This is a genomic window from Alterinioella nitratireducens (assembly GCF_013155465.1).
Lineage (GTDB): Bacteria > Pseudomonadota > Alphaproteobacteria > Rhodobacterales > Rhodobacteraceae > Alterinioella > Alterinioella nitratireducens.
Window position 1 is genome coordinate 157,673 of sequence record NZ_JABJVX010000004.1, and the last position, 19,649, is coordinate 177,321.

The 19,649-nt window shown below is 65.2% G+C and carries 16 protein-coding genes; 13 read left to right on the plus strand and 3 right to left on the minus strand.

Annotated features, from left to right (window positions below):
* The first annotated feature begins 262 nt into the window (after nucleotides 1-262).
* The 4 genes from dnaE to HNS34_RS08470 all read left to right on the plus strand — a co-directional run bounded on the left by dnaE (nucleotide 263) and on the right by HNS34_RS08470 (nucleotide 6,565).
* Nucleotides 263-3,706, plus strand: a complete 3,444-nt coding sequence (gene dnaE, locus HNS34_RS08455) for a DNA polymerase III subunit alpha (protein ID WP_172319619.1) — start codon at nucleotides 263-265, stop codon at nucleotides 3,704-3,706.
* A gap of 196 nt (nucleotides 3,707-3,902) precedes the next feature.
* Entirely contained in the window at nucleotides 3,903-4,181 is a 279-nt protein-coding gene (locus tag HNS34_RS08460) for a hypothetical protein (protein ID WP_172319620.1), read from the plus strand.
* 43 nt (nucleotides 4,182-4,224) lie between these two features.
* Nucleotides 4,225-5,448 (plus strand): MFS transporter, encoded by a 1,224-nt coding sequence (locus HNS34_RS08465; protein ID WP_172319621.1) that lies wholly within the window; start codon nucleotides 4,225-4,227, stop codon nucleotides 5,446-5,448.
* Nucleotides 5,449-5,581: 133 nt separating this feature from the next.
* Nucleotides 5,582-6,565 carry a fatty acid desaturase gene (locus HNS34_RS08470; RefSeq protein ID WP_172319622.1) on the plus strand — a complete coding sequence of 328 codons (984 nt, stop codon included), beginning with the start codon at nucleotides 5,582-5,584 and terminating at the stop codon, nucleotides 6,563-6,565.
* Nucleotides 6,566-6,772: 207 nt separating this feature from the next.
* Here the strand turns inward: HNS34_RS08470 and HNS34_RS08475 are convergent, their stop codons facing one another.
* Nucleotides 6,773-6,976: a SlyX family protein gene (locus tag HNS34_RS08475; protein WP_172319623.1), complete on the minus strand. Its 204-nt coding sequence runs from the start codon at nucleotides 6,974-6,976 to the stop codon at nucleotides 6,773-6,775.
* A 110-nt stretch (nucleotides 6,977-7,086) separates the two neighbouring features.
* Between HNS34_RS08475 and hisS the strand changes: the two genes are divergently transcribed.
* The 3 genes from hisS to hisG are packed head-to-tail and all read left to right on the plus strand — an operon-like array spanning nucleotide 7,087 to nucleotide 10,348.
* A complete protein-coding gene (hisS, locus tag HNS34_RS08480; protein WP_172319624.1) occupies nucleotides 7,087-8,562 on the plus strand; it encodes a histidine--tRNA ligase in 1,476 nt (491 codons plus the stop codon).
* Nucleotides 8,559-9,665, plus strand: coding sequence for an ATP phosphoribosyltransferase regulatory subunit (locus tag HNS34_RS08485; protein ID WP_172319625.1), 1,107 nt, complete (start codon nucleotides 8,559-8,561; stop codon nucleotides 9,663-9,665). The genes hisS and HNS34_RS08485 overlap by 4 nt, the downstream gene beginning before the upstream one ends.
* Nucleotides 9,662-10,348: an ATP phosphoribosyltransferase gene (gene hisG / locus HNS34_RS08490; RefSeq protein WP_172319626.1), complete on the plus strand. Its 687-nt coding sequence runs from the start codon at nucleotides 9,662-9,664 to the stop codon at nucleotides 10,346-10,348. The genes HNS34_RS08485 and hisG overlap by 4 nt, the downstream gene beginning before the upstream one ends.
* Before the next feature lie 82 nt (nucleotides 10,349-10,430).
* On the opposite strand, the gene lepB is transcribed toward hisG, so the two are convergent.
* Both lepB and HNS34_RS08500 read right to left on the minus strand, forming a co-directional pair.
* Nucleotides 10,431-10,991 (minus strand): signal peptidase I, encoded by a 561-nt coding sequence (gene lepB / locus HNS34_RS08495; protein WP_328700496.1) that lies wholly within the window; start codon nucleotides 10,989-10,991, stop codon nucleotides 10,431-10,433.
* A gap of 74 nt (nucleotides 10,992-11,065) precedes the next feature.
* Nucleotides 11,066-11,500 carry a DUF1489 family protein gene (locus HNS34_RS08500; protein WP_172319628.1) on the minus strand — a complete coding sequence of 145 codons (435 nt, stop codon included), beginning with the start codon at nucleotides 11,498-11,500 and terminating at the stop codon, nucleotides 11,066-11,068.
* 133 nt (nucleotides 11,501-11,633) lie between these two features.
* Here HNS34_RS08500 and HNS34_RS08505 point away from each other — a divergent pair, with 133 nt between their 5' ends.
* From HNS34_RS08505 to HNS34_RS08530, 6 genes are all read left to right on the plus strand, one after another.
* Nucleotides 11,634-13,901, plus strand: a complete 2,268-nt coding sequence (locus HNS34_RS08505; protein ID WP_172319629.1) for an adenosylcobalamin-dependent ribonucleoside-diphosphate reductase — start codon at nucleotides 11,634-11,636, stop codon at nucleotides 13,899-13,901.
* Between the two features lie 72 nt (nucleotides 13,902-13,973).
* Nucleotides 13,974-15,359 (plus strand): NAD-dependent succinate-semialdehyde dehydrogenase, encoded by a 1,386-nt coding sequence (locus HNS34_RS08510; protein ID WP_172319630.1) that lies wholly within the window; start codon nucleotides 13,974-13,976, stop codon nucleotides 15,357-15,359.
* 187 nt (nucleotides 15,360-15,546) lie between these two features.
* Nucleotides 15,547-16,482 (plus strand): lipid A-modifier LpxR family protein, encoded by a 936-nt coding sequence (locus tag HNS34_RS08515; protein ID WP_172319631.1) that lies wholly within the window; start codon nucleotides 15,547-15,549, stop codon nucleotides 16,480-16,482.
* Between the two features lie 125 nt (nucleotides 16,483-16,607).
* Nucleotides 16,608-17,681, plus strand: a complete 1,074-nt coding sequence (locus tag HNS34_RS08520; protein ID WP_172319632.1) for a Hint domain-containing protein — start codon at nucleotides 16,608-16,610, stop codon at nucleotides 17,679-17,681.
* A gap of 249 nt (nucleotides 17,682-17,930) precedes the next feature.
* On the plus strand, nucleotides 17,931-18,551 hold the full coding sequence (gene rpsD / locus HNS34_RS08525) for a 30S ribosomal protein S4 (RefSeq protein ID WP_172319633.1): 621 nt from the start codon (nucleotides 17,931-17,933) through the stop codon (nucleotides 18,549-18,551).
* A gap of 214 nt (nucleotides 18,552-18,765) precedes the next feature.
* The gene (locus tag HNS34_RS08530; RefSeq protein ID WP_172319634.1) at nucleotides 18,766-19,599 is read left to right on the plus strand and encodes an NmrA family NAD(P)-binding protein; all 834 of its coding nucleotides are present in this window, start codon (nucleotides 18,766-18,768) and stop codon (nucleotides 19,597-19,599) included.
* The last annotated feature ends 50 nt before the right edge of the window (nucleotides 19,600-19,649 follow it).

Sequence of the window (19,649 nt, forward strand, 5' to 3'; positions counted from 1 at the left end):
TGCGCGGCCCGAGGCGACGATAAGGCGCAGCGCCGTATTTCCCTGTTGCATGGGGCAGGAAAGCGGCTTTTGGGGCGTGTGGCAAGGGTGGATGCCCGACGGTATCGGGAAAGTCTTTCAACGATGCGGCGAAAATCTCTGTGGTTCGGCCCGCATCTGCACCATTGGCTGACCGCTCCTCGCCCCCGTTCCGGGCGCTCCTCGCCACTTCCCGGGTGGTTTTGCGTGGCGGCGCGATGCGGCCTGCGCTAGCCTCGCCCCCATGACCGATAGCCCCCGATTCATCCACCTGCGCACCCATACCGAATACTCGTTGCTGGAAGGCGCGATGCGGGTCAAGAAACTGCCCGCACAGGCCGCGGGTCTGGGTATGCCCGCGATTGCAGTCACCGATACCAACAACATGTTCGCGGCGCTGGAGTTTTCCGAGACCGCCGCCAAATCCGGCGTGCAGCCCATCATCGGCTGCCAGATGGACCTGGACTATGATCCGCCCGCCCCGGGCGAGAAACCGCGCCTGCCCGCGCCCATCGTGCTGCTGGCGCAGAACCAGGCGGGCTATTCCAACCTGATGAAGCTCAACTCCTGCCTCTACCTGCGCGGCGATGGCAGCGTGGCGCACATCACCGAGGCCGAGCTTTCTCTGCACAGCGAGGGGCTGATCTGCCTGACAGGGGGGCCGGACGGGCCGGTCGGGCGGTTCCTGCAGGGTGGCCAGCATCCAAAGGCCGAGGCGCTGATGGCGCGGCTCAAGGATATCTTCGCCGACCGGCTCTATGTCGAGTTGCAGCGCCACCCGTCCGATGGCGGCCTGCCCGAGGCCGAACGCGCCAGCGAACGCGGCTTTGTCGAGATGGCCTATGCGATGGAATTGCCGCTCGTTGCCACCAACGATGTCTATTTCCCCGAGGCCAGGATGTACGAGGCGCATGACGCGCTGATCTGCATCGCCGAGGGGGCCTATGTCGACCAGCAACAACCCCGCCGCCGCCTGACGCCGCAGCACTATTTCAAGTCGCCCGAGGAGATGGTCACGCTCTTCGCCGACCTGCCCGAGGCGCTGGAGAACACCGTCGAGATCGCCCGCCGCTGCGCCTTCCGCGCCCGCACGCACCCGCCGATCCTGCCGAAATTCGCCGATGACGAGGTCGAGGAGTTGCGCAGACAGGCCCGCGAGGGTCTGGAGAAGCGGCTCGCCGTCATCCCCCATGCCGCCCCGGTCGAGGATTACGAAAAGCGGCTGGAATTCGAGCTTGGCATCATCGAGAACATGGGCTTTCCCGGCTATTTCCTGATCGTGGCCGATTTCATCAAATGGGCCAAGGATCATGACATTCCGGTCGGGCCGGGGCGCGGTTCCGGTGCCGGGTCATTGGTTGCCTATGCGCTGACCATCACCGACCTTGACCCGCTGCGCTATCAGCTTCTGTTCGAACGCTTCCTGAACCCCGAACGCGTTTCGATGCCCGATTTCGACATCGACTTCTGCATGGACCGCCGCGAGGAGGTGATCCGCTACGTGCAGGAGAAATACGGCCGCGAGAAGGTGGGCCAGATCATCACTTTCGGCGCGCTCCTGTCCAAGGCCGCCGTGCGCGATGTGGGCCGCGTCTTGCAGATGCCGTTCGGGCAGGTCGATCGCCTGTCCAAGATGATCCCGGTCGAAGGCGTCAAGCCCGTCAGCATCGAAAAGGCGCTGGCCGATGAGCCGCGCCTGCGCGAGGAGGCCAAGAACGAGGAGGTTGTGGACCGCCTTCTGACCTATGGCCAGCAGGTCGAGGGGCTGCTCAGGAACGCCTCCACCCATGCCGCCGGGGTGGTGATCGGCGACCGGCCGCTGGATGAGCTTGTGCCGCTTTACCAGGATCCCCGCTCCGACATGCCGGCGACGCAGTTCAACATGAAATGGGTGGAGCCTGCCGGACTGGTCAAGTTCGATTTCCTGGGGCTGAAGACCCTGACCGTGATCCAGAACGCGCTGGACCTTCTGAAACCGCGCGGGGTGGAATTCGATATCGGGCTCATTCCGCTCGATGATCAGAAGACCTATGACCTTTACGCCAGCGCCAAGACGGTCGCCGTGTTCCAGGTGGAAAGCTCGGGCATGATGGACGCGCTGCGCCGCATGAAACCCACCTGCATCGAGGACATTGTGGCGCTGGTCGCGCTCTACCGGCCCGGCCCGATGGAGAACATCCCGACCTATTGCGAGGTCAAGAACGGCCTCAGGGACCGCGCCTCGATCCATCCGCTGATCGACGACATCCTGGAGGAAACGCAGGGCATCATCGTCTACCAGGAACAGGTGATGCAGATCGCGCAGGTGATGGCGGGATACTCCTTGGGCGGTGCCGACCTGCTGCGCCGCGCCATGGGCAAGAAGATCGCCGAGGAAATGGCCAAGGAACGCCCCAAGTTTGAGGCGGGCGCGATGGCGAACGGGGTCGACAAGCGCAAGGCCACCGAGGTGTTCGACCTGTTGGAGAAATTCGCCAATTACGGCTTCAACAAATCGCATGCCGCGGCCTACGCGGTGGTCAGCTACCAGACCGCCTACCTCAAGGCGAATTACCCGGTCGAGTTCATGGCCGCCGTGATGAATTGCGACATCCACCTGACCGACAAGCTGAGCGTCTACAAGCAGGAGGTCGACCGGCTGGAGATCGAGGTGATCCCGCCTTGCGTCAACCGCTCCGCCGCCATGTTCACGGTCAAGGATGGCTGCGTGGTCTATGCGCTTGGCGGTCTCAAGAACGTCGGCACCGACGCGATGCGCCTCATTGAGGAGGCGCGCGGCGATCAGGTCTTTTCCACCCTCTTCGACTTCGCCCGCCGGGTCGATCTGAAACGGGTCGGCAAGCGGTCGCTCGAAATGCTGGCGCGGTCCGGTGCCTTCGATGAGCTTGACCGCAACCGCCGCCGCGTCTTCGACAGCCTCGATGCGCTGGTGGCCTATTCCGCCGCGATCCACGAGCAGCGCAATTCCAACCAGGTCTCGCTGTTTGGCGAGGCCGGGGATGACCTGCCCGAACCGCGCCTGACCTCGCCTGCCGACTGGCTGCCCAATGAACGGCTGGCCGAGGAACACAAGGCGGTCGGCTTCTACCTGTCCGGTCATCCGCTGGACGACTATATGCCCGCCCTGAAACGGCGCAAATGCCTGACGCTGGAGGAGGTGCAGGCGCGCGCCGAGGGCGGGGCTTTCGTGACCAAGATGGCCGGGTCGGTGTCGTCACGCCAGGAACGCAAGAGCCAGCGCGGCAACCGTTTCGCCTTCGTCTCGCTGTCGGACCCCACGGGGCTTTACGAGGTCACGATGTTCTCGGACGTCCTGGAGGCAAGCCGCGAGCACCTGAATTCCGGCTCCAACCTGGTACTGACGGTCGAGGCGACGTTTGAAGGCGATCAGCTGAAACTTCTGGCGCGCGGCGTGCAACCCATCGACGGCGCGGTGGCGGATGCGGGCGGCAGCGGCTTGCGCGTCTTCATCGAGGAACCCACGGCGGTGCCCGGTATCGCGGGGCTCTTGGAACGCGCGAAGGGCGAGGCCAAGCTGAAGGGCCGCGGGCCGGTGCAGCTTTGCCTGCTGGACGCCGATTTGCCGGGTGAGGTGGAGGTGCTGCTCGGCGAGGATTTTCCGGTCAACCCGCAGATCAAGGGCGCGCTGAAGAGCCTGGAGGGCGTGGTGATGGTGGAGGAGGTTTAATTGAGAACCTATGAAAGATACGTATTCCAGTCTGGCACGTTCACTCGGGATTCAACGGTCAGAGGGCTTTCCTGGTCTCATCGTGCAGAGTGATCGCGTGCATACACTAGAGGTTGTCAAATGCCCCCCAACGCATGTGGGTCTAGGGCGGGTTGTGATTCATAATTCACAACGGGATGGAGCAAAACGCCATCAGGTGGTTCGGATCCTGACGTCTTGCGGAAAGTTTGCAGATGCAGCCGTTATTGGTCGGCAAGTTCTCGACAATAAGATCGGCATGGATTTCGAGCTTCGTAACTCGCTCGGTTTGAACGTCGGAAAGAAATACTCTCTCGAAATTCGCAAACTCAGATTCTGGGGGGCGCTGCGCTGGTACTTGCGTCGACGCGATCCCGCGATAAGAATCCCGGCGCTCTTGGCTTCCCTCTCAATCGGTCTGGGAGTTGTAAGCCTGTTGATAGCATTGTTTTCTTGATCGCATCTTCCCATTCCCCACCCTCGCGCCTACCGTCCGGCGCATGATGCACCCCTCCGCCCTCGACTCGCGCGCCTCCTGGCTGCGCCTTGCGATCTCGCTGGCCATCGCCGTGGTGGGCAATGTGGGGATGTGGGCGATCATCGTGATCATGCCCGCGATGCAGACCGAATTCGGGGTCGAGCGGGCCGATGCCTCGATCCCCTATACGCTGACCATGATCGGCTTCGCGCTTGGCAACTACTACATTGGCCGCGTCGTGGACCGGTGGGGCATCACCGTGGCGCTGTCCGGCGCGGCGCTGATGTTGGGGGTGGGGTTCGGCCTCGGGGCGTTTGCGCCCAATATCTGGGTACTGTCGGCGTTGCAACTGATCACCGGCTTCGGCTCGGCGGCCTGTTTCGGGCCGCTTATCGCCGATATCTCGCATTGGTTCCTGAAACGGCGCGGCATCGCGGTGGCGATCGCGGCCAGCGGCAATTACCTTTCCGGCGGGATCTGGCCCCTGGTCCTGGCCGAAGTGCTGGCCGGTCCGGGGGGCTGGCGCAGCGCCTACCTGATCATCGCGGCGACCTGCGTGGCGGTGATGATCCCCCTCTCGCTGCTCCTGCGCGCGCAGGTTTCCGAGGCGGGGCGGGCCGAGGCCGAGAGCGCCGCCGCATCGCGTGCGCTGACCTCGGGGTTCAGCCCGCGCGCGCTGACCTGGCTGCTGGCCGCGGCCGGGATCGGCTGCTGCGTGGCGATGTCGATGCCGCAGGTTCATATCGTGGCGCTGAGCGCGGACCTCGGCTATGGCCCTGCCGTGGGGGCCGAGATGCTGTCGCTGATGCTGTTCGGCGGGGTTGCCTCGCGGCTGGTCTCGGGCGCGCTGGCCGACAGGATCGGCGGGGTGGCGACGCTGCTGATCGGGTCGGGGCTGCAATGCGTGGCGTTGTTCCTCTACCTGCCGACCAGTGGGCTCAATGCGCTCTATCTCGTCAGCCTGATCTTCGGACTCAGCCAGGGCGGGATCGTGCCGAGCTATGCCGTCGTGGTGCGCGAGTATCTCCCTGCGCGCGAGGCGGGGCAGCGGGTGGGCTTCGTGATGATGTCGACGATCCTGGGCATGGCTTTGGGCGGCTGGATGTCGGGTTGGATCTATGACCTGACCGGCAGCTATCAATGGGCCTTCCTGAACGGGATCGCCTTCAACCTGGTCAATATCGCCATCATCGGGCTGATCCTGATACGGTCCCGCCCGCGCCGGCGCGGGACGGTTCCGGCCTGAACGGGCGGCTTTCGGCCCATTGCGCGCGGCCCCAGTCGGCCGCTGGACAATTCCGCCATTTCCTTGAAATCATTCGCGATGATCCTAGACTGCCGGGGTGAAACCAAACCCGCCTTTGAAGAGTTTCAGTGTCATGGCCACGATCCGAGAGATTACCCGCGCCTATTGCAACCGCAGCGATCCGCTGGCCGCGGCCAGTTATTTCGGCACGTTCGCGGTGTATTTCCTGACGCTGTGGCTGGCGGTGATCAGTTTCGACACGCTGTGGCTGATGGTGCCTTTGGCGGTGATCAATGCGCTGTCGGGGGTGCGGCTTTACGTGTTGCAGCATGATTGCGGGCATCATTCGCTCTTCGCCAGGGCCTGGGTGAACGATTGGGCGGGTTATGGCCTGTCCACCTTCACGCTGACGCCCTACCGGGTGATGCAGTTCAACCATAACCAGCATCACAAGTTCCTCGGCGACCTGGAGGAGCGGCGCTCGGGCGAGATCCACACGATGACGCTGGCCGAATGGGAGCGGGCAGGGGTCTGGGAGCGGCTTGGCTACCGGCTCTACCGCAACCCCGCGATCCTGATTCCGCTTGGCGGCATCTTCGTCTACGCGCTGCGCTATCGCTGGCCCAAGAACACGGGCCGGGTCGGCGTCACCGGCGTGCTGATCCACAATATCCTGTTGATTGCATGGATTTTTCTGCTGTGGATCCTGGGCGGTACAAATGCGCTGATCGTCTATGCCATCACCGTTTTCGTGGCGGCCTGCACCGGGGTTTTCCTGGTCTATCTGCAGCATAATTTCGAGGACACCTATTGGGACCGCCGCCCCGATCTGCGCCCCGACATGGCGGCGCTGCAGGGCTCCTCGGCGCTGGATCTGGGGTGGTGGTTCGACCTGGCGACGGGCAATATCGCCTATCACGACATCCACCATTTCAACGCCAATATCCCCTCCTACCGGTTGCGCAAATGCCACCGGGCGCTGCGCGATGAATACGGGCTGAGGGTGATCAAATGGCCCGAGGCTTTGCGCAGTTTCACGCTGAAACTGTGGGACGAGGAACACGAGCGGCTGGTGCCGTTTCCGCGTCGGGCGGCGGGGCATCTGGTGGCGAATTGAGGGGGGTGCATATGCGTACACCCCCCGATGCACCCCCCGTACACCCCCTGATGCATTAATTCGGGGTTATTGGAGACTTGGTTTCGCCGCGCCCTCGGCGCGCCGACCGGCCGGGGCTCTGCCGTCGTCATTGTCGCTCGGACCAATGGCGCAACAATGACGACCCCGAGGTATTCTCAGCAAAATGAAAGAGGCATGTCGGTGGGCTTACCAATGCGGCGGTTTCTGGTCGGCCAGCGGGATGGTGCCGGAACTGTCGGCCTCGCGTTCGGCCTCGCGGTTCATCAGCATCTGGACGCGGGCCGTAAGGCGGTCGATCTCTCGGTCCTGGCGGGCGATCACGTCCGACATCTCCTCGACCTGGCAGGTGAGGTGGGCGAGGGCTTCTTCGAGGTCTACGAGGCTGCTCATGGCGCGGTTCTAGGGCAGGGGAGGGGCTTTGGCCAGCCCGGCCCTCCTTGCCCCCCGCTGGCCACTGGGCTAGGAGGCGGGCGACCCAGAGTTGAGCCGGGATGGACCAGATGGCCAAAGTCAAGAAACAGCCGCGCCCCAAGGCGGAAACGCCGAAAGGGTTCGTCGATTATTTCGGCGCGGATGTGCGCGAACGAAATGCGATGCTGGAGACGATCGGCAAGGTCTATCACCGCTATGGCTTCGACCCGCTGGAGACCTCGGCGATCGAAACGGTCGAGGCGCTGGGCAAGTTTCTGCCCGATGTGGACCGCCCGAATGAAGGCGTCTTTGCCTGGCAAGACGAAGATGAGAAATGGCTGGCGCTGCGCTATGACATGACGGCGCCCCTGGCGCGTGTGGCGGCGCAGTTCCGCAATGACCTGGCCGCACCCTACCGGCGCTACACGATGGGGCCGGTCTGGCGCAACGAGAAGCCGGGGCCGGGGCGGTATCGGCAGTTCTACCAGTGCGATGCGGATACGGTGGGGTCTGCCTCGATGGCGGCGGATGCGGAGATCTGCGCGATGCTGGCCGATACGCTGGAGGCGGTGGGCATCCCGCACGGGGATTATGTGGTGCGGGTGAATAACCGGAAGGTCTTGAACGGGGTGCTGGAAAGCATGGGGTTGGGCGACGACCAATCCCGCCGCGACGCCGTGCTGCGCACTATCGACAAGTTCGACAAGGTGGGCGAGTCGGGCGTGCGAGAGTTGTTGGGAAAAGGGCGTCTGGATGCGTCGGGGGCCTATATCGACGGGGTGGGGTTGAGTGAGGATCAGGCGGGGCCGGTGCTGGCCTTCCTGACCTCGAAAGGGGCAACCGGGGCCGAGACCGTGCGGAACCTGCGCGCTGCCGTGGGGGACTCGGTCATGGGGTCCGAGGGTGTGGCGGAGCTTGAGGAGATCGCCGCCCTTCTGGATGCCCAAGGCTACGGCCCCGACCGCATCGTCATCGACCCTTCCGTCGTGCGCGGCCTCGGCTATTACACCGGGCCGGTCTATGAGGCGGAGCTGACCTTCGAGGTGCTGGACGACAAGGGCCGTCCGCGCCAGTTCGGCTCGGTCGCGGGCGGCGGGCGGTATGACGATCTGGTCAAGCGGTTCACCGGACAGGCGGTGCCCGCGACGGGCATCTCCATCGGCGTCGACCGGCTGCTGGCCGCCTTGCGCGCCAAGGGACGCGCGGGCGGCAAGATGCAAGGCCCCGTCGTCGTCACCGTGATGGACCGGGACCGGATGGCCGACTATCAGGCGATGGTGGCGGAGCTTCGCAATGCAGGCATTCGGGCCGAAGTCTATCTGGGCAACCCGAAGAATTTCGGCAATCAGCTTAAATATGCCGACAAGCGCGAAAGCCCGGTGGCGATCATTCAGGGCTCGGACGAAGCGGCGCGCGGCGTGGTGCAGATCAAGGACCTGGCGCTTGGGGCCGAGATTGCCGCCAGCGCCAGCCTTGAGGAATGGAAGAGCCAGCCGGCGCAGCGCGAGGTGGCGCGGGACGACCTGGTGGGCGAAGTGCGGGCGATCCTGGACCGGTTGGCATGAGCGACAAACTGGCGGTGCGGGCCGAGGCGGAGCGGCTCTTTGCCTTTTTCAAGGCGGGCGGCGCGGAGCCGGTGGATGCCGATCTGCTGCAACCGGCGGGCACGCTCCTGGACCTCTATGGCGAGGATATAAGGGCGCGGGCCTATGTCACGCAGGACCCCGACGCGGGCGAAATGATGCTGCGCCCCGATTTCACCGTGCCGGTGGTGCAGACCCATATGCGCGAGGGCGGCGAACCGGCGCGCTACACCTATATGGGCGAGGTGTTCCGCAAGCAGCAAAGCGGCTCGGACCGGGCGCGGGAATATCTGCAGGTGGGCTACGAGGTCTTTGACCGGGAGAACCCCGAGGCCGCCGATGCCGAGGTCTTCGCGCTTTTTGCCGAGGCGCTGTCGCCGCTTGGCCTGCGCGCGGCGACGGGCGATATCGGGGTGCTGAAGGCGGCGGTGGGCTGCCTGTCCACGACCGGGCGGCGCAAGGCGGCGCTGATGCGCCATATCTGGCGGCCGCGCCGGTTTCGCGGGTTGCTGGACCGCTTCACGGGCCGCGTGGCGACCGACCCCTTGCGGCTGGCGACGCTGGCCATGGTCGCGCAGGACGGGGCCGAGGCGGTGCTGGAGCGCGCCGGACCCCGGATCGGGCAGCGCAGCGCGGGCGATGTGCTCCGGCGGCTCAACGCGCTGGCCGAGGATTCGGCGGCGCCTGCCATCGGGCGGGCCGAGGCGGAGGTGCTGGACACCATCCTGTCCCTGCGCGAGACCCTGCCCAATGCCCGCAACCAGTTGCGCGACATCGCCGTCGACCTGCCCGGTCTGACGCCTGCCCTTGAGCGGATGGAACGGCGGATGGAGGCGCTGGCGCAGGCGGGTGTCGATGTGGCGGGGCTGCCCTTCGAGGCCAGTTTCGGGCGCACCACGATGGAATATTACGACGGGTTCGTCTTCGGCTTTTTGGCCGAGGCGCGGCCCGACCTGCCGCCTGTCGCCACCGGCGGGCGCTATGACGCGCTGACGCGGGTTCTGGGGCGCGGAGCCGAGATCCCGGCCGTGGGCGGCGTGATCCGTCCGGGCCTGGTGCAGATCCTGCGGGAGGGGCTGGCATGACGCTGAAACTGGGCGTGCCGTCCAAGGGGCGGCTGATGGAGAAGACCTTCGACTGGTTCGCGGCCCGTGGTGTCACCATGCGGCGGACCGGGTCGGACCGGGAATATGCCGCCGAGGTCGAGGGGGCGGACCTGGACCTGGTGCTGCTGAGCGCCGGGGAAATCCCGCGTGAATTGCAGGCGGGGCGCATCCATCTGGGTGTCACCGGCAGCGATCTGGTGCGGGAGCGCATCCCGGCCTGGGAGGCGGTTGTCAAGGCGATGCAGCCGATGGGGTTCGGCTATGCCGACCTGATCATCGCGGTACCGGCCTTCTGGGTCGATGTGAACACGCTGGAGGACCTCGATGCCGCCGCCGCCGATTTCCGCCGCAGCCACGGCCACCGGCTGCGCATCGCCACCAAGTACCACCGGCTGGTGCGCGAGTTCTTGCGCGATGCGGGCGTTGCCGATTACCAGTTGGTCGATAGCCAGGGCGCGACGGAGGGCACCGTCAAGAACCTGACCGCCGAGGCTGTGGCCGACATTACCTCGACCGGAGAGACCCTGCGGGCCAATCACCTGAAGCTCTTGTCCGACGGGTTGATCCATCGCAGCCAGGCGGTGCTGTTCAAGTCGCGCGTGGCGGAGTGGAGCGACGCGGACCGCGCGGCGCTGGAGCAGTTGAGCGAGCGGTTGCGGTAGACAACGGTTCGACCTGGGGATGCGCTCGGTCGATCGAGCGCATCGGCGGCCCGTCGACGGGCCGCGGACCCGTTCCGAACGCTCAGGAATCGCTGCTGACCACGCCCCAGATATTCCCGACCGGGATCATGCCGGGGCCGCCGCTATGAGCCGGAAGTCGGCTGTCAGCGGCGTTGTCGCGGTTGTCGCCGAGGACGAAGACATGGCCCTCGGGCACTGTCAGCAGGCCGGTGTCGTCCAGCGGGCCGTCCCTGAGGTTCAGCACCGGGTAGTTGGCCCCGCCGGGCAGTGTCTCCATCGCCCGGTCGATCTCGCAGGTCGCGGTGCCGGGCGGGGCGGAGGGGCAAGGGAAGGTGGGGTCTTGCGATGTGTCATAGGTCAGATCGGGCAAGGCGCTTTGCGCGACCTCCGCGCCGTTCAGCCAGAGCCGTCCGTTGCGCATCTGCACCTCGTCACCGGGCAGGCCGGTCAGGCGGAAGATGGGGTCGGCATCGGTGAGCGGATGGCGAAACACGATGATCGCGCCGCGCGGCGGCGGATTGGTGTCGCGGTCCCGCCTCTCGGTCACGAAACAGGCACCGGGGGCGAAAGCGGGCAGCATGCTGGTGCTGGCGGCCTGGAAAGACCGGAAACCGGGCAACACGCATTGCGGACAGAAACAGAGCGCGGCAGCCTAGCCCGCCATCAGTGAGGCGGCGAGGAAAGTTGCCAGCCCCGTCATCGCACGCCGATCTCGGCCAGGGCCGATTGCAGCTCGGGCGGCAGTTTCTCTTCCCGCGCGCGGGCAGCGGAGAGGTCGGCGGGCGCATCATCGGGGGGCAGATAGCGCCAGCCCTGGAAGGCGCGTTTCGGCGTCGCCTCGACCCGGATCAGGGGGCGGTCGAGCACGATGCCGCAGCGGCGGATGCCGTCTTCGCGGATCACCTCCTCCAGCGCCAGGATACGCTGGCGGCACAGGATCACGCCCTTGATGACCCAGTAGATCGAGCCGCCATTCAGCACCTCATCGGCGCGCTTGGGCCACATCCGCGTGATGTGGCGCGGCTGTTTGTCCGGCCAGCGCAAGCGCGCGGTCTCCTGCCACTCGGTGAGCGATTCGACGGACTCGGTGCCGACCGAGAGCTTGATGAGATGGGTAAAGGTGCCGGGCATCGCGATTCCTTCCGAATTGCAACATAGGGTGTCAAACCGGTGCCGTCCACGTTGACCCGGCAAAGTCTTGTGGGTATCTTGTCCCTCTTCCACCACCTATATGGACCTGCCCCAAGGGCGCAGGCAGTGACCCATGAGCCGTTTCTCCGCCCCCATCGCCGAGGCCATCTGGGATATGAAATACCGGATGAAGGAGGCCGATGGCACGCCCATCGACCAGACCGTCGAGGATAGCTGGCGGCGCGTGGCGCGGTCGCTGGCGGCGGTCGAATCGGAGCCGGACCTGTGGGAGGAGCGATTCTACGACGCGCTGGACGGGTTCAAATACCTGCCCGCGGGCCGGATCGCGGCGGGGGCGGGGACGGGGCGCAACGTCACCCTGTTCAACTGTTTCGTCATGGGCACCATCCCCGACAGCCTGGGCGGCATTTTCGAGGCCCTGAAAGAGGCCGCGCTGACCATGCAGCAGGGCGGCGGGATCGGCTATGACTTCTCGACCATCCGGCCCAAGGGCGCGGATGTGAAGGGCGTGGCCGCCGATGCCTCGGGCCCGCTGTCCTTCATGGATGTCTGGGACGCGATGTGCCGCACCATCATGAGTGCGGGCAGCCGCCGGGGCGCGATGATGGCGACGATGCGCTGCGATCACCCCGACATAGAGGAATTCATCACCGCCAAATCCGACGCCGCCCGGCTGCGCATGTTCAACATGTCCGTGCTGGTCACCGATCCGTTCATGGAGGCGGTGAAGGCCGATGGCACCTGGGACCTGGTCTTTGGCGGCAAGGTCTACCACACCGTGCAGGCGCGCGATCTGTGGAACCGGATCATGCAGTCGACCTATGACCATGCCGAACCCGGCGTGATCTTCATCGACCGGATCAATGCCGCGAACAACCTGGGCTATGCCGAGACCATCGCCGCCACCAACCCTTGCGGCGAGCAACCCCTGCCGCCCTATGGCGCCTGCCTGCTGGGCTCGGTGAACCTGGCGCGTCTGGTGAGCGACCCGTTCGAGGAGGCGGCAGCCCTGGACATGGGCGCGCTGGAGGACCTGGTGCGCGTCGCGGTGCGGATGATGGATAACGTGGTCGATGCCTCGCGGTTTCCGCTGCCGGAACAAGCGGCCGAGGCGAAGGCGAAACGCCGGATCGGGTTGGGCGTGACCGGGCTGGCCGATGCGCTGCTGATGCTGGGGCTGCGCTATGGCTCGGACGCGGCGGCGGCGCAGACCGAGGCCTGGATGAAGGCCATCGCGCATGCGGCCTATCGCGCAAGCGTCGATCTGGCCAAGGAACGCGGGGCGTTTCCGCTGTTCGAGGCGGAGGCGTATCTGGCCTCGGGCAACATGGTGAACATGGACCAGGAATTGCGCGATGACATCCGCAAGCATGGCATCCGCAACGCGCTGCTGACCTCGGTCGCGCCCACGGGCACGATCAGCCTCTATGCGGGCAACGTGTCCTCGGGCATCGAGCCGGTCTTTGCCTATGCCTACACGCGCAAGGTGCTGCAACGCGACGGCAGCCGGACCGAGGAAGAGGTGGTCGATTACGCCGTGCAGATGTGGCGCGAAAAGTTCGGAGACCGCGAGTTGCCGGAGTATTTCGTCAACGCCCAGACCCTGACCCCGCTGGAGCATGTCAAGATGCAGGCGGCGGCGCAGAAATGGGTGGATTCGTCGATTTCCAAGACCATCAACTGCCCCGAGGATATTTCCTTCGAGGCGTTCAAGGATGTCTACATGCAGGCCTGGGATACAGGCTGCAAGGGCTGTACGACCTATCGCCCGAACGAGGTGACGGGATCGGTATTGAGCGTGTCGGAAGCCTCCGAGGCCCCGGCGGCCACGCCCGACGACCAGGGCGACGTGGTCTATATCGCCGAGCCGCTGGACCGCCCCGCGCAACTGGAGGGCCACACCTACAAGCTGAAATGGCCCGACAGCAATCACGCCATCTACATCACCATCAACGATATCGTCATCGCGGGCCACAGGCGGCCCTTCGAGATCTTCATCAACTCCAAGAACATGGAGCATTTCGCCTGGACCGTGGCGCTGACCCGGATGATCTCGGCGGTGTTCCGGCGCGGGGGGGATGTGTCTTTTGTCGTGGAAGAATTGAAAGCGGTGTTCGACCCGCGCGGCGGGGCCTGGATGCAGGGCAAATATGTGCCCTCGATCCTGGCGGCCATCGGCGGCGTGATTGAGAAGCATCTCATCGCAATCGGCTTTATCGGCGGCGAGGGGATGGGCCTGAAATCGGACCCGCAGGCGGAAGTGGTCGAGATCGGCGCGCGTCCGTCCTCTCCCGCCTGCCCGAATTGCGGCGAGCACGAGATGCGGATGATGGAAGGTTGCCTGACCTGCGCCAATTGCGCCTATTCGAAATGCGGGTGAGGCGGGGCTAAGGCGGAACAGATCGCGCCCCTCAGCCGTTGGCTCGCCAACGAAAGGATGAGGAGCCCTGACATGTCCCAGATCACCACGATCAACCCCGCCACCGAGGAACCCCTGGCCAGCTATGACCTGATGTCCGAGACGAAAGCCACACAGATCGTCGAAGCGGCCCATGCCGCGTTCCTGGATTGGCGCACGAAAACGCATGCCGAACGCGGCGAGCATCTGACCGCCATCGCCGCCAAGCTGCGCGAGAACGCCGATGACCTGGCGAAGCTGATGACGCAGGAGGTGGGCAAGCTCTACAAGGACGGCAAGACCGAGGTGGAGCTCTGCGCCGGGATTTTTGAATATGCCGCCAAGCACGGTCCCGAGTTGCTGGCCGATGAGGAGCGCGTCCATGGCGACGGGAAGCGCGGTGTCGTGACCTACCAGCCAATTGGTGTCGTCTATTCGATCCAGCCGTGGAATTTCCCGCTCTACCAGCCGGTCCGCGTGCTGGCGGCGAACCTGATGGCGGGCAATGGCTGTGTCCTGAAACACGCCGCGATCTGCACCGGCAGCGCATTGCGCCTGGCCGAGATCTGCGTCGAGGCGGGGCTGCCCGAGGATCTGTTCCAGGTCCTGGTGATCGACCACGACATCAGCGACCGGATCATCGCCCATCACCATGTGCGCGCCGTGACCATGACCGGCAGCGACGATGCCGGGCGTCATATCGGCGCGAAGGCCGCCGAGGCGCTGAAGAAATCGGTGCTGGAGCTTGGCTCGAACGACGCCTACCTGGTGCTGGAGGATGCCGATATCGAAACGGCGGTGAAATTCTCCACCATCGGGCGGCTCTACAATAACGGTCAGACCTGCGTCAGCGCCAAGCGGTTCATCGTCACCGACAAGGTCTATGACGCCTTCGTCGACGCCTATGTCGAACAGATGAAGCAGATCGAGATGGGCGACCCGATGGAGGAAGGCACCAAGCTGGGCCCGCTCTCCAGCCAGGAGCAGCTGGATACGGTCGTCAGACAGGTCACGAAGAGTATTTCGAGAGGTGCCAGCCTGCTCTGCGGTGGCGAAGCGCCGGAGCGGGTGGGGGCCTATTACCCCGCCACGGTGCTGGGTGATGTGGAGCCGGGCATGCCCGCCTATGATGACGAGATCTTCGGCCCCGTCGCCTCGATCATCCGCGCCAGGGACGATGAGGACGCGATGCGGATCGCCAATGACAGCCGCTACGGGCTGGGCGGGGGCATTTTCTCGAAGGATGAGGCGCGCGCGCTGGACCTGGCGCGCAAGCATTTCGACACCGGCATGGTGCGGATCAATTCCTTCGGCGCGGCTGACCCGAACATGCCGTTCGGCGGCGTGAAAAACTCCGGTTATGGCCGCGAACATGGCGGGTTCGGAATGCGCGAGTTCGTCAATATCAAGTCGGTCTTCCTGCCGTCGAAGGCCGCCTGACCGGGGGTGCCGAAGATCCTTCTTGAAGGATTTTCCGGTGAGGAAGAATTTTGTGACAAAATTCTTCCTCACGGCCCCGAATTTCGAATCGATGCCACCTTGGGCTGGTCCGATCGGACTCCGCGTGATAATTTCGCCTCAATTCAACAATAAGCTCGCAAAAAAATCGCGACGGGCAGATGAGGCAATGACGATGATGCAGGTGCTGGGCCGGGCAGGTGTCCTCCTTTTTCTATTGGCGCTCTTGCCGCAATCCGCGCTGGCGCAGTCCTGGTGGGACAGTCGCGAGACGCTGGGGCGCGCGCGCCTTTTCACAAACGATCTGATCGGCGATGGTGAAGACCGCTGGCGATCCGGGGCCTATAGCGTCTCGGTCCTGCGCGGGTCCGGCTGGGATGGGGGCCTGCCCATGCGCATGGGCGAGATCATGGAATACCGGTTCCGGGGCGAGACCATCACGCCCGCCAATATCAACCGCCCCGCTGCGGGCGACCGGCTCTATGCCGGGGTGCTGTCGGTGGGCGCGCATACGTATTTCACCTGGCAGGGCCTGGAGGCCGCGCTTGGCGCAGACGTCATGGTGTTGGGCGAACAATCCGGCGTGCGCCACATGCAGGAGGCGGTGCATGACGTCTTCAGCCTGGTCAGCCCGAATGTACAGAATTTCCAGGTCGAGAATGGTGTCTACCTGCATGGCACGTTTGAACTGGGCCAGGAGATCGACCTTGGCGGCGCGCGCATCCGCCCGTTCGTCGAGGTGCAGGCAGGGGTCGAGACGCTGGCCCGGATCGGGTTCGACCTGACCATCGGCGATTACGGGCTGGACGGGCTGCGCGTGCGCGACAGCACGACAGGCCAGCGGATCACCGCCATCGACGGCGGCATCGACCAGGGCTTTTCGTTCCTGCTGGGCGGTGACATGGCCTATGTCGACAGCTCGCGCTACCTGCCATCGGATCGCGGCTACGAGGTGGAGGAGGCGCGCTACCGGCTGCGCGCGGGCGTCAATTACGCCTTCGGCTCCTCCAACATCTTCTATGGCCTGACCCACCTGTCCGAGGAGTTCGTCGGCCAGCCCGAGGGGCAAACCATCGGCTCGGTCTCGTTCGGGTTTCAGTTCTGACAGCGCTGCCGCAGTGATTCGAAAAAATGCCGCAGGGGCGAATCATCTACTTCACAGGGTGATTCGCGCGTGTTAGCGTCGGTCCAAAGAGCGGTATAAGCACTATAATAAACAGGCAAATGAAGATGGGCACGGGCATTCGGGGCCTGACCATGATCGCATGGTCGCAAACCCTGATAGAGGGCGATCCGGCAGATAATAATAGTGAACTGGCCGAAGGGATGACCTGGCGCTGGCATGGCCGCGCACTTCCTCTGGAAGGCGATGGCGCCGCGCTGCTTCTGGGAGTCAGCCAGGATCACGCCGAGCTGCGTGCCAGGGCGGCGCGGGTGGTGCGCAAACTGATGCACCACCCCGCACCCACCCAGAGCGAGACCGCCGCCGATGAGGCCGACCCGCTATTCGCCGATGCGTTCGTGCTGTCCGATGGCACCCGGTTCTACACCGTGGTGCCGGTCGCGGCCCATGCCGGGCGGCTGCCGATCCTGATCTTTCCCGACACCATCCCGCCAGTGGGGCGCGACCTGACCATCGTGCGCGCCAACCAGCCGCGTCCGCGCGCCTATGCGCCCGAGGTCGCCTCGGTCATCTGCTTCACCCCAGGCACGCGGCTGCGCACGCCCGAGGGTGCGGTCGCGATCGAGAATCTCGGCCCCGGCGACAAGGTGCTGACCCGCGATGACGGCCCGCAGGAGGTTCAGTGGACCGGCCAGCGCCGCATGTCGGGTGCGCGCCTTTTCGCGATGCCCTCGCAGCGGCCGATCCGTATTCGCGCCGGTGCGCTTGGCCTCTACAGGCCCGACGCCGATCTGGTGGTGTCGCCCGAGCATCGTGTGATCGTGAAGGGGGCCGCCGCGCGCGACCTCTTTGCGCAGCCCGAGGTTCTGGTCTGTGCCAGCGACCTGATCGGCGACGCGCGGGTGACGGTCGATCACTCGATGCGCGAGACCTGGTATGTGCACCTGATGCTGGAACGTCACCAGGTGGTCTGGGCCAACGGGCTGGAGGTCGAGACCTTCCACCCCGGCTATATGGGGCTGGAGCATCTGGACGGCAAACAGCGCGAGACGCTGCTGGACCTGCGCCCCGAGCTTGGCACCGATCCCTTCACCTATGGCGCGCCCGCGCGGCGGATGCTGGACCGGGCCGAGGCGGCGATCCTGATGCATGGAATGAAGCCACGGCTTTCGCGGCATTGACACCGGCGCACACGGGTGTAAAAGGCCCCGATCCCGGCAGGCGACTGCCGGGGTTTTCATTGGTGTTGGTGGCCCCCGCAAGGGGATGCCTGTCAAAGCGCAAGCTTAGAGGACAACGCCCTTCAATGCCGCGTCTGGTTTGGACGTCGGTTCGCGCAACGGGGACTGTCGCAGCAGCGACCATCACCCGAAAAGTGGGAACCGGTTTTCGGATCAGATGATGGTGCCAAGATAGAAGGAGATCAGACGGTGACCAAACGCACCTCTGCCAAGTACAAGATCGACCGCCGGATGGGTGAAAACATCTGGGGTCGTCCGAAATCCCCGGTCAACCGCCGCGAATACGGCCCCGGCCAGCACGGCCAGCGCCGCAAGGGCAAGCTCAGCGACTTCGGCCTGCAGCTGCGCGCCAAGCAGAAGCTGAAAGGCTATTACGGCGATCTGACCGAAAAGCAGTTCCGCCGCATCTATGCCGAGGCCGAGCGTCAGCGCGGCGATACCGGTGAACAGCTGATCGGCCTGCTGGAGCGTCGCCTCGATGCCGTCGTCTACCGCGCCAAGTTCGTGCCGACCGTCTTCGCCGCGCGCCAGTTCGTGAACCACGGCCATGTCCGCGTGAACGGGCAGAAGGTCAACATCCCCTCCTACCGCGTGAAGGAAGGTGACGTGATCGAGGTCCGCGACCGCTCGAAGCAGAATGTCGCCGTGCTGGAAGCCGTCGGGCTGGCCGAGCGCGACGTGCCCGATTACATCGAGGCCGACCACTCCAAGATGACCGCCACCTTCGTGCGCGTCCCGGCCCTGGGCGATGTGCCCTACCCGGTGATGATGGAGCCGAACCTGGTCGTGGAATACTACGCCAAGAACTGAGCCGCGCCTCGCGCAGCAAAGGAAAAAGGGGCCGCGCCATATGGCTGCGGCCCCTTTTCATATGTGGTGATGATCGCGGCCAGGAGGAGGTCATCGTTTCGCACGATGCTGCGGGAGGGTTGCATGGCCGCCTTGCCGGTCCGGGCGGGTCTGGGCATGTCCTGGCCTCGTGGTAAGCTGGTACGGACTGCCGAGCAATGATCCGGAGAAACACATGCTGTTCGTGATGGGGGCGACGGGACGCATGGGCGGCGCGGTGCTGCGCCATGCCGCCGGTCGCGTCCGGGCGGGCACACGGTCGGGCGCGCCCGTGGACGGCGCGGCTGAGGCCGTGCGCTTCGACCTGGATGACCCGGACGGCTTCACCGCCGCGCTGACGGGCTGCACGGAGATCTTCGTCATGCGTCCGCCGACCACGACCTCGCGCGCGCCGTTCGAGCGGTTGATGACCGCCGCGCGGGAGGCGGGCCTGCGCCACGTCGTCTGCGCCTCGGTCTACGGTGCCGACACCTCACGGGTGCTGCCGCATCGGCACATGGAGGCGGCTGTGCGGGCAAGCAGCCTGCCGCACACGTTCCTTCGGCCTGCCGACTTCATGCAGAACCTCGCCGACAGGCATGGGGTTTCGATCCGGAAGGACGGAGAGATCGCGGTACCGGCAGGGCGGGGCCGGTCGGCATTCCTCGACGCCGACGACATCGGGCGCGCCTGCGCCGCCGTGTTGGCCGCGCCGGGCGAGCATGACGGGCGCGGCTACGATCTGACGGGGCCCGAGGCGCTGACTTTCGGGGAAGTGGCCGAAGTGATGACGCGGCTGCTCGGTCGGCGGGTCTGCTACCGCCCCACCTCCGTCCCCGGCTTTGTCCTGCGCGAGGTCCGACACGGGCGGCCCGCCTCCTTGGCCTTGGTCATGGCCGCGCTCTACACCGTGCAGCGCCTTGGCCGCGCGGCCCCCGTGCGTCCGGACCTCGAACGCCTGACCGGCCATGCCCCGTCCAGCCTGGCAGATTACCTGGCGCGCGAGAGAGCGGCGTTTGCCCCGCCATAGGAGCGGCGGACAGCATGGCGTCAGCCCCTTTCTTCCTGTTCCCGAAGGGT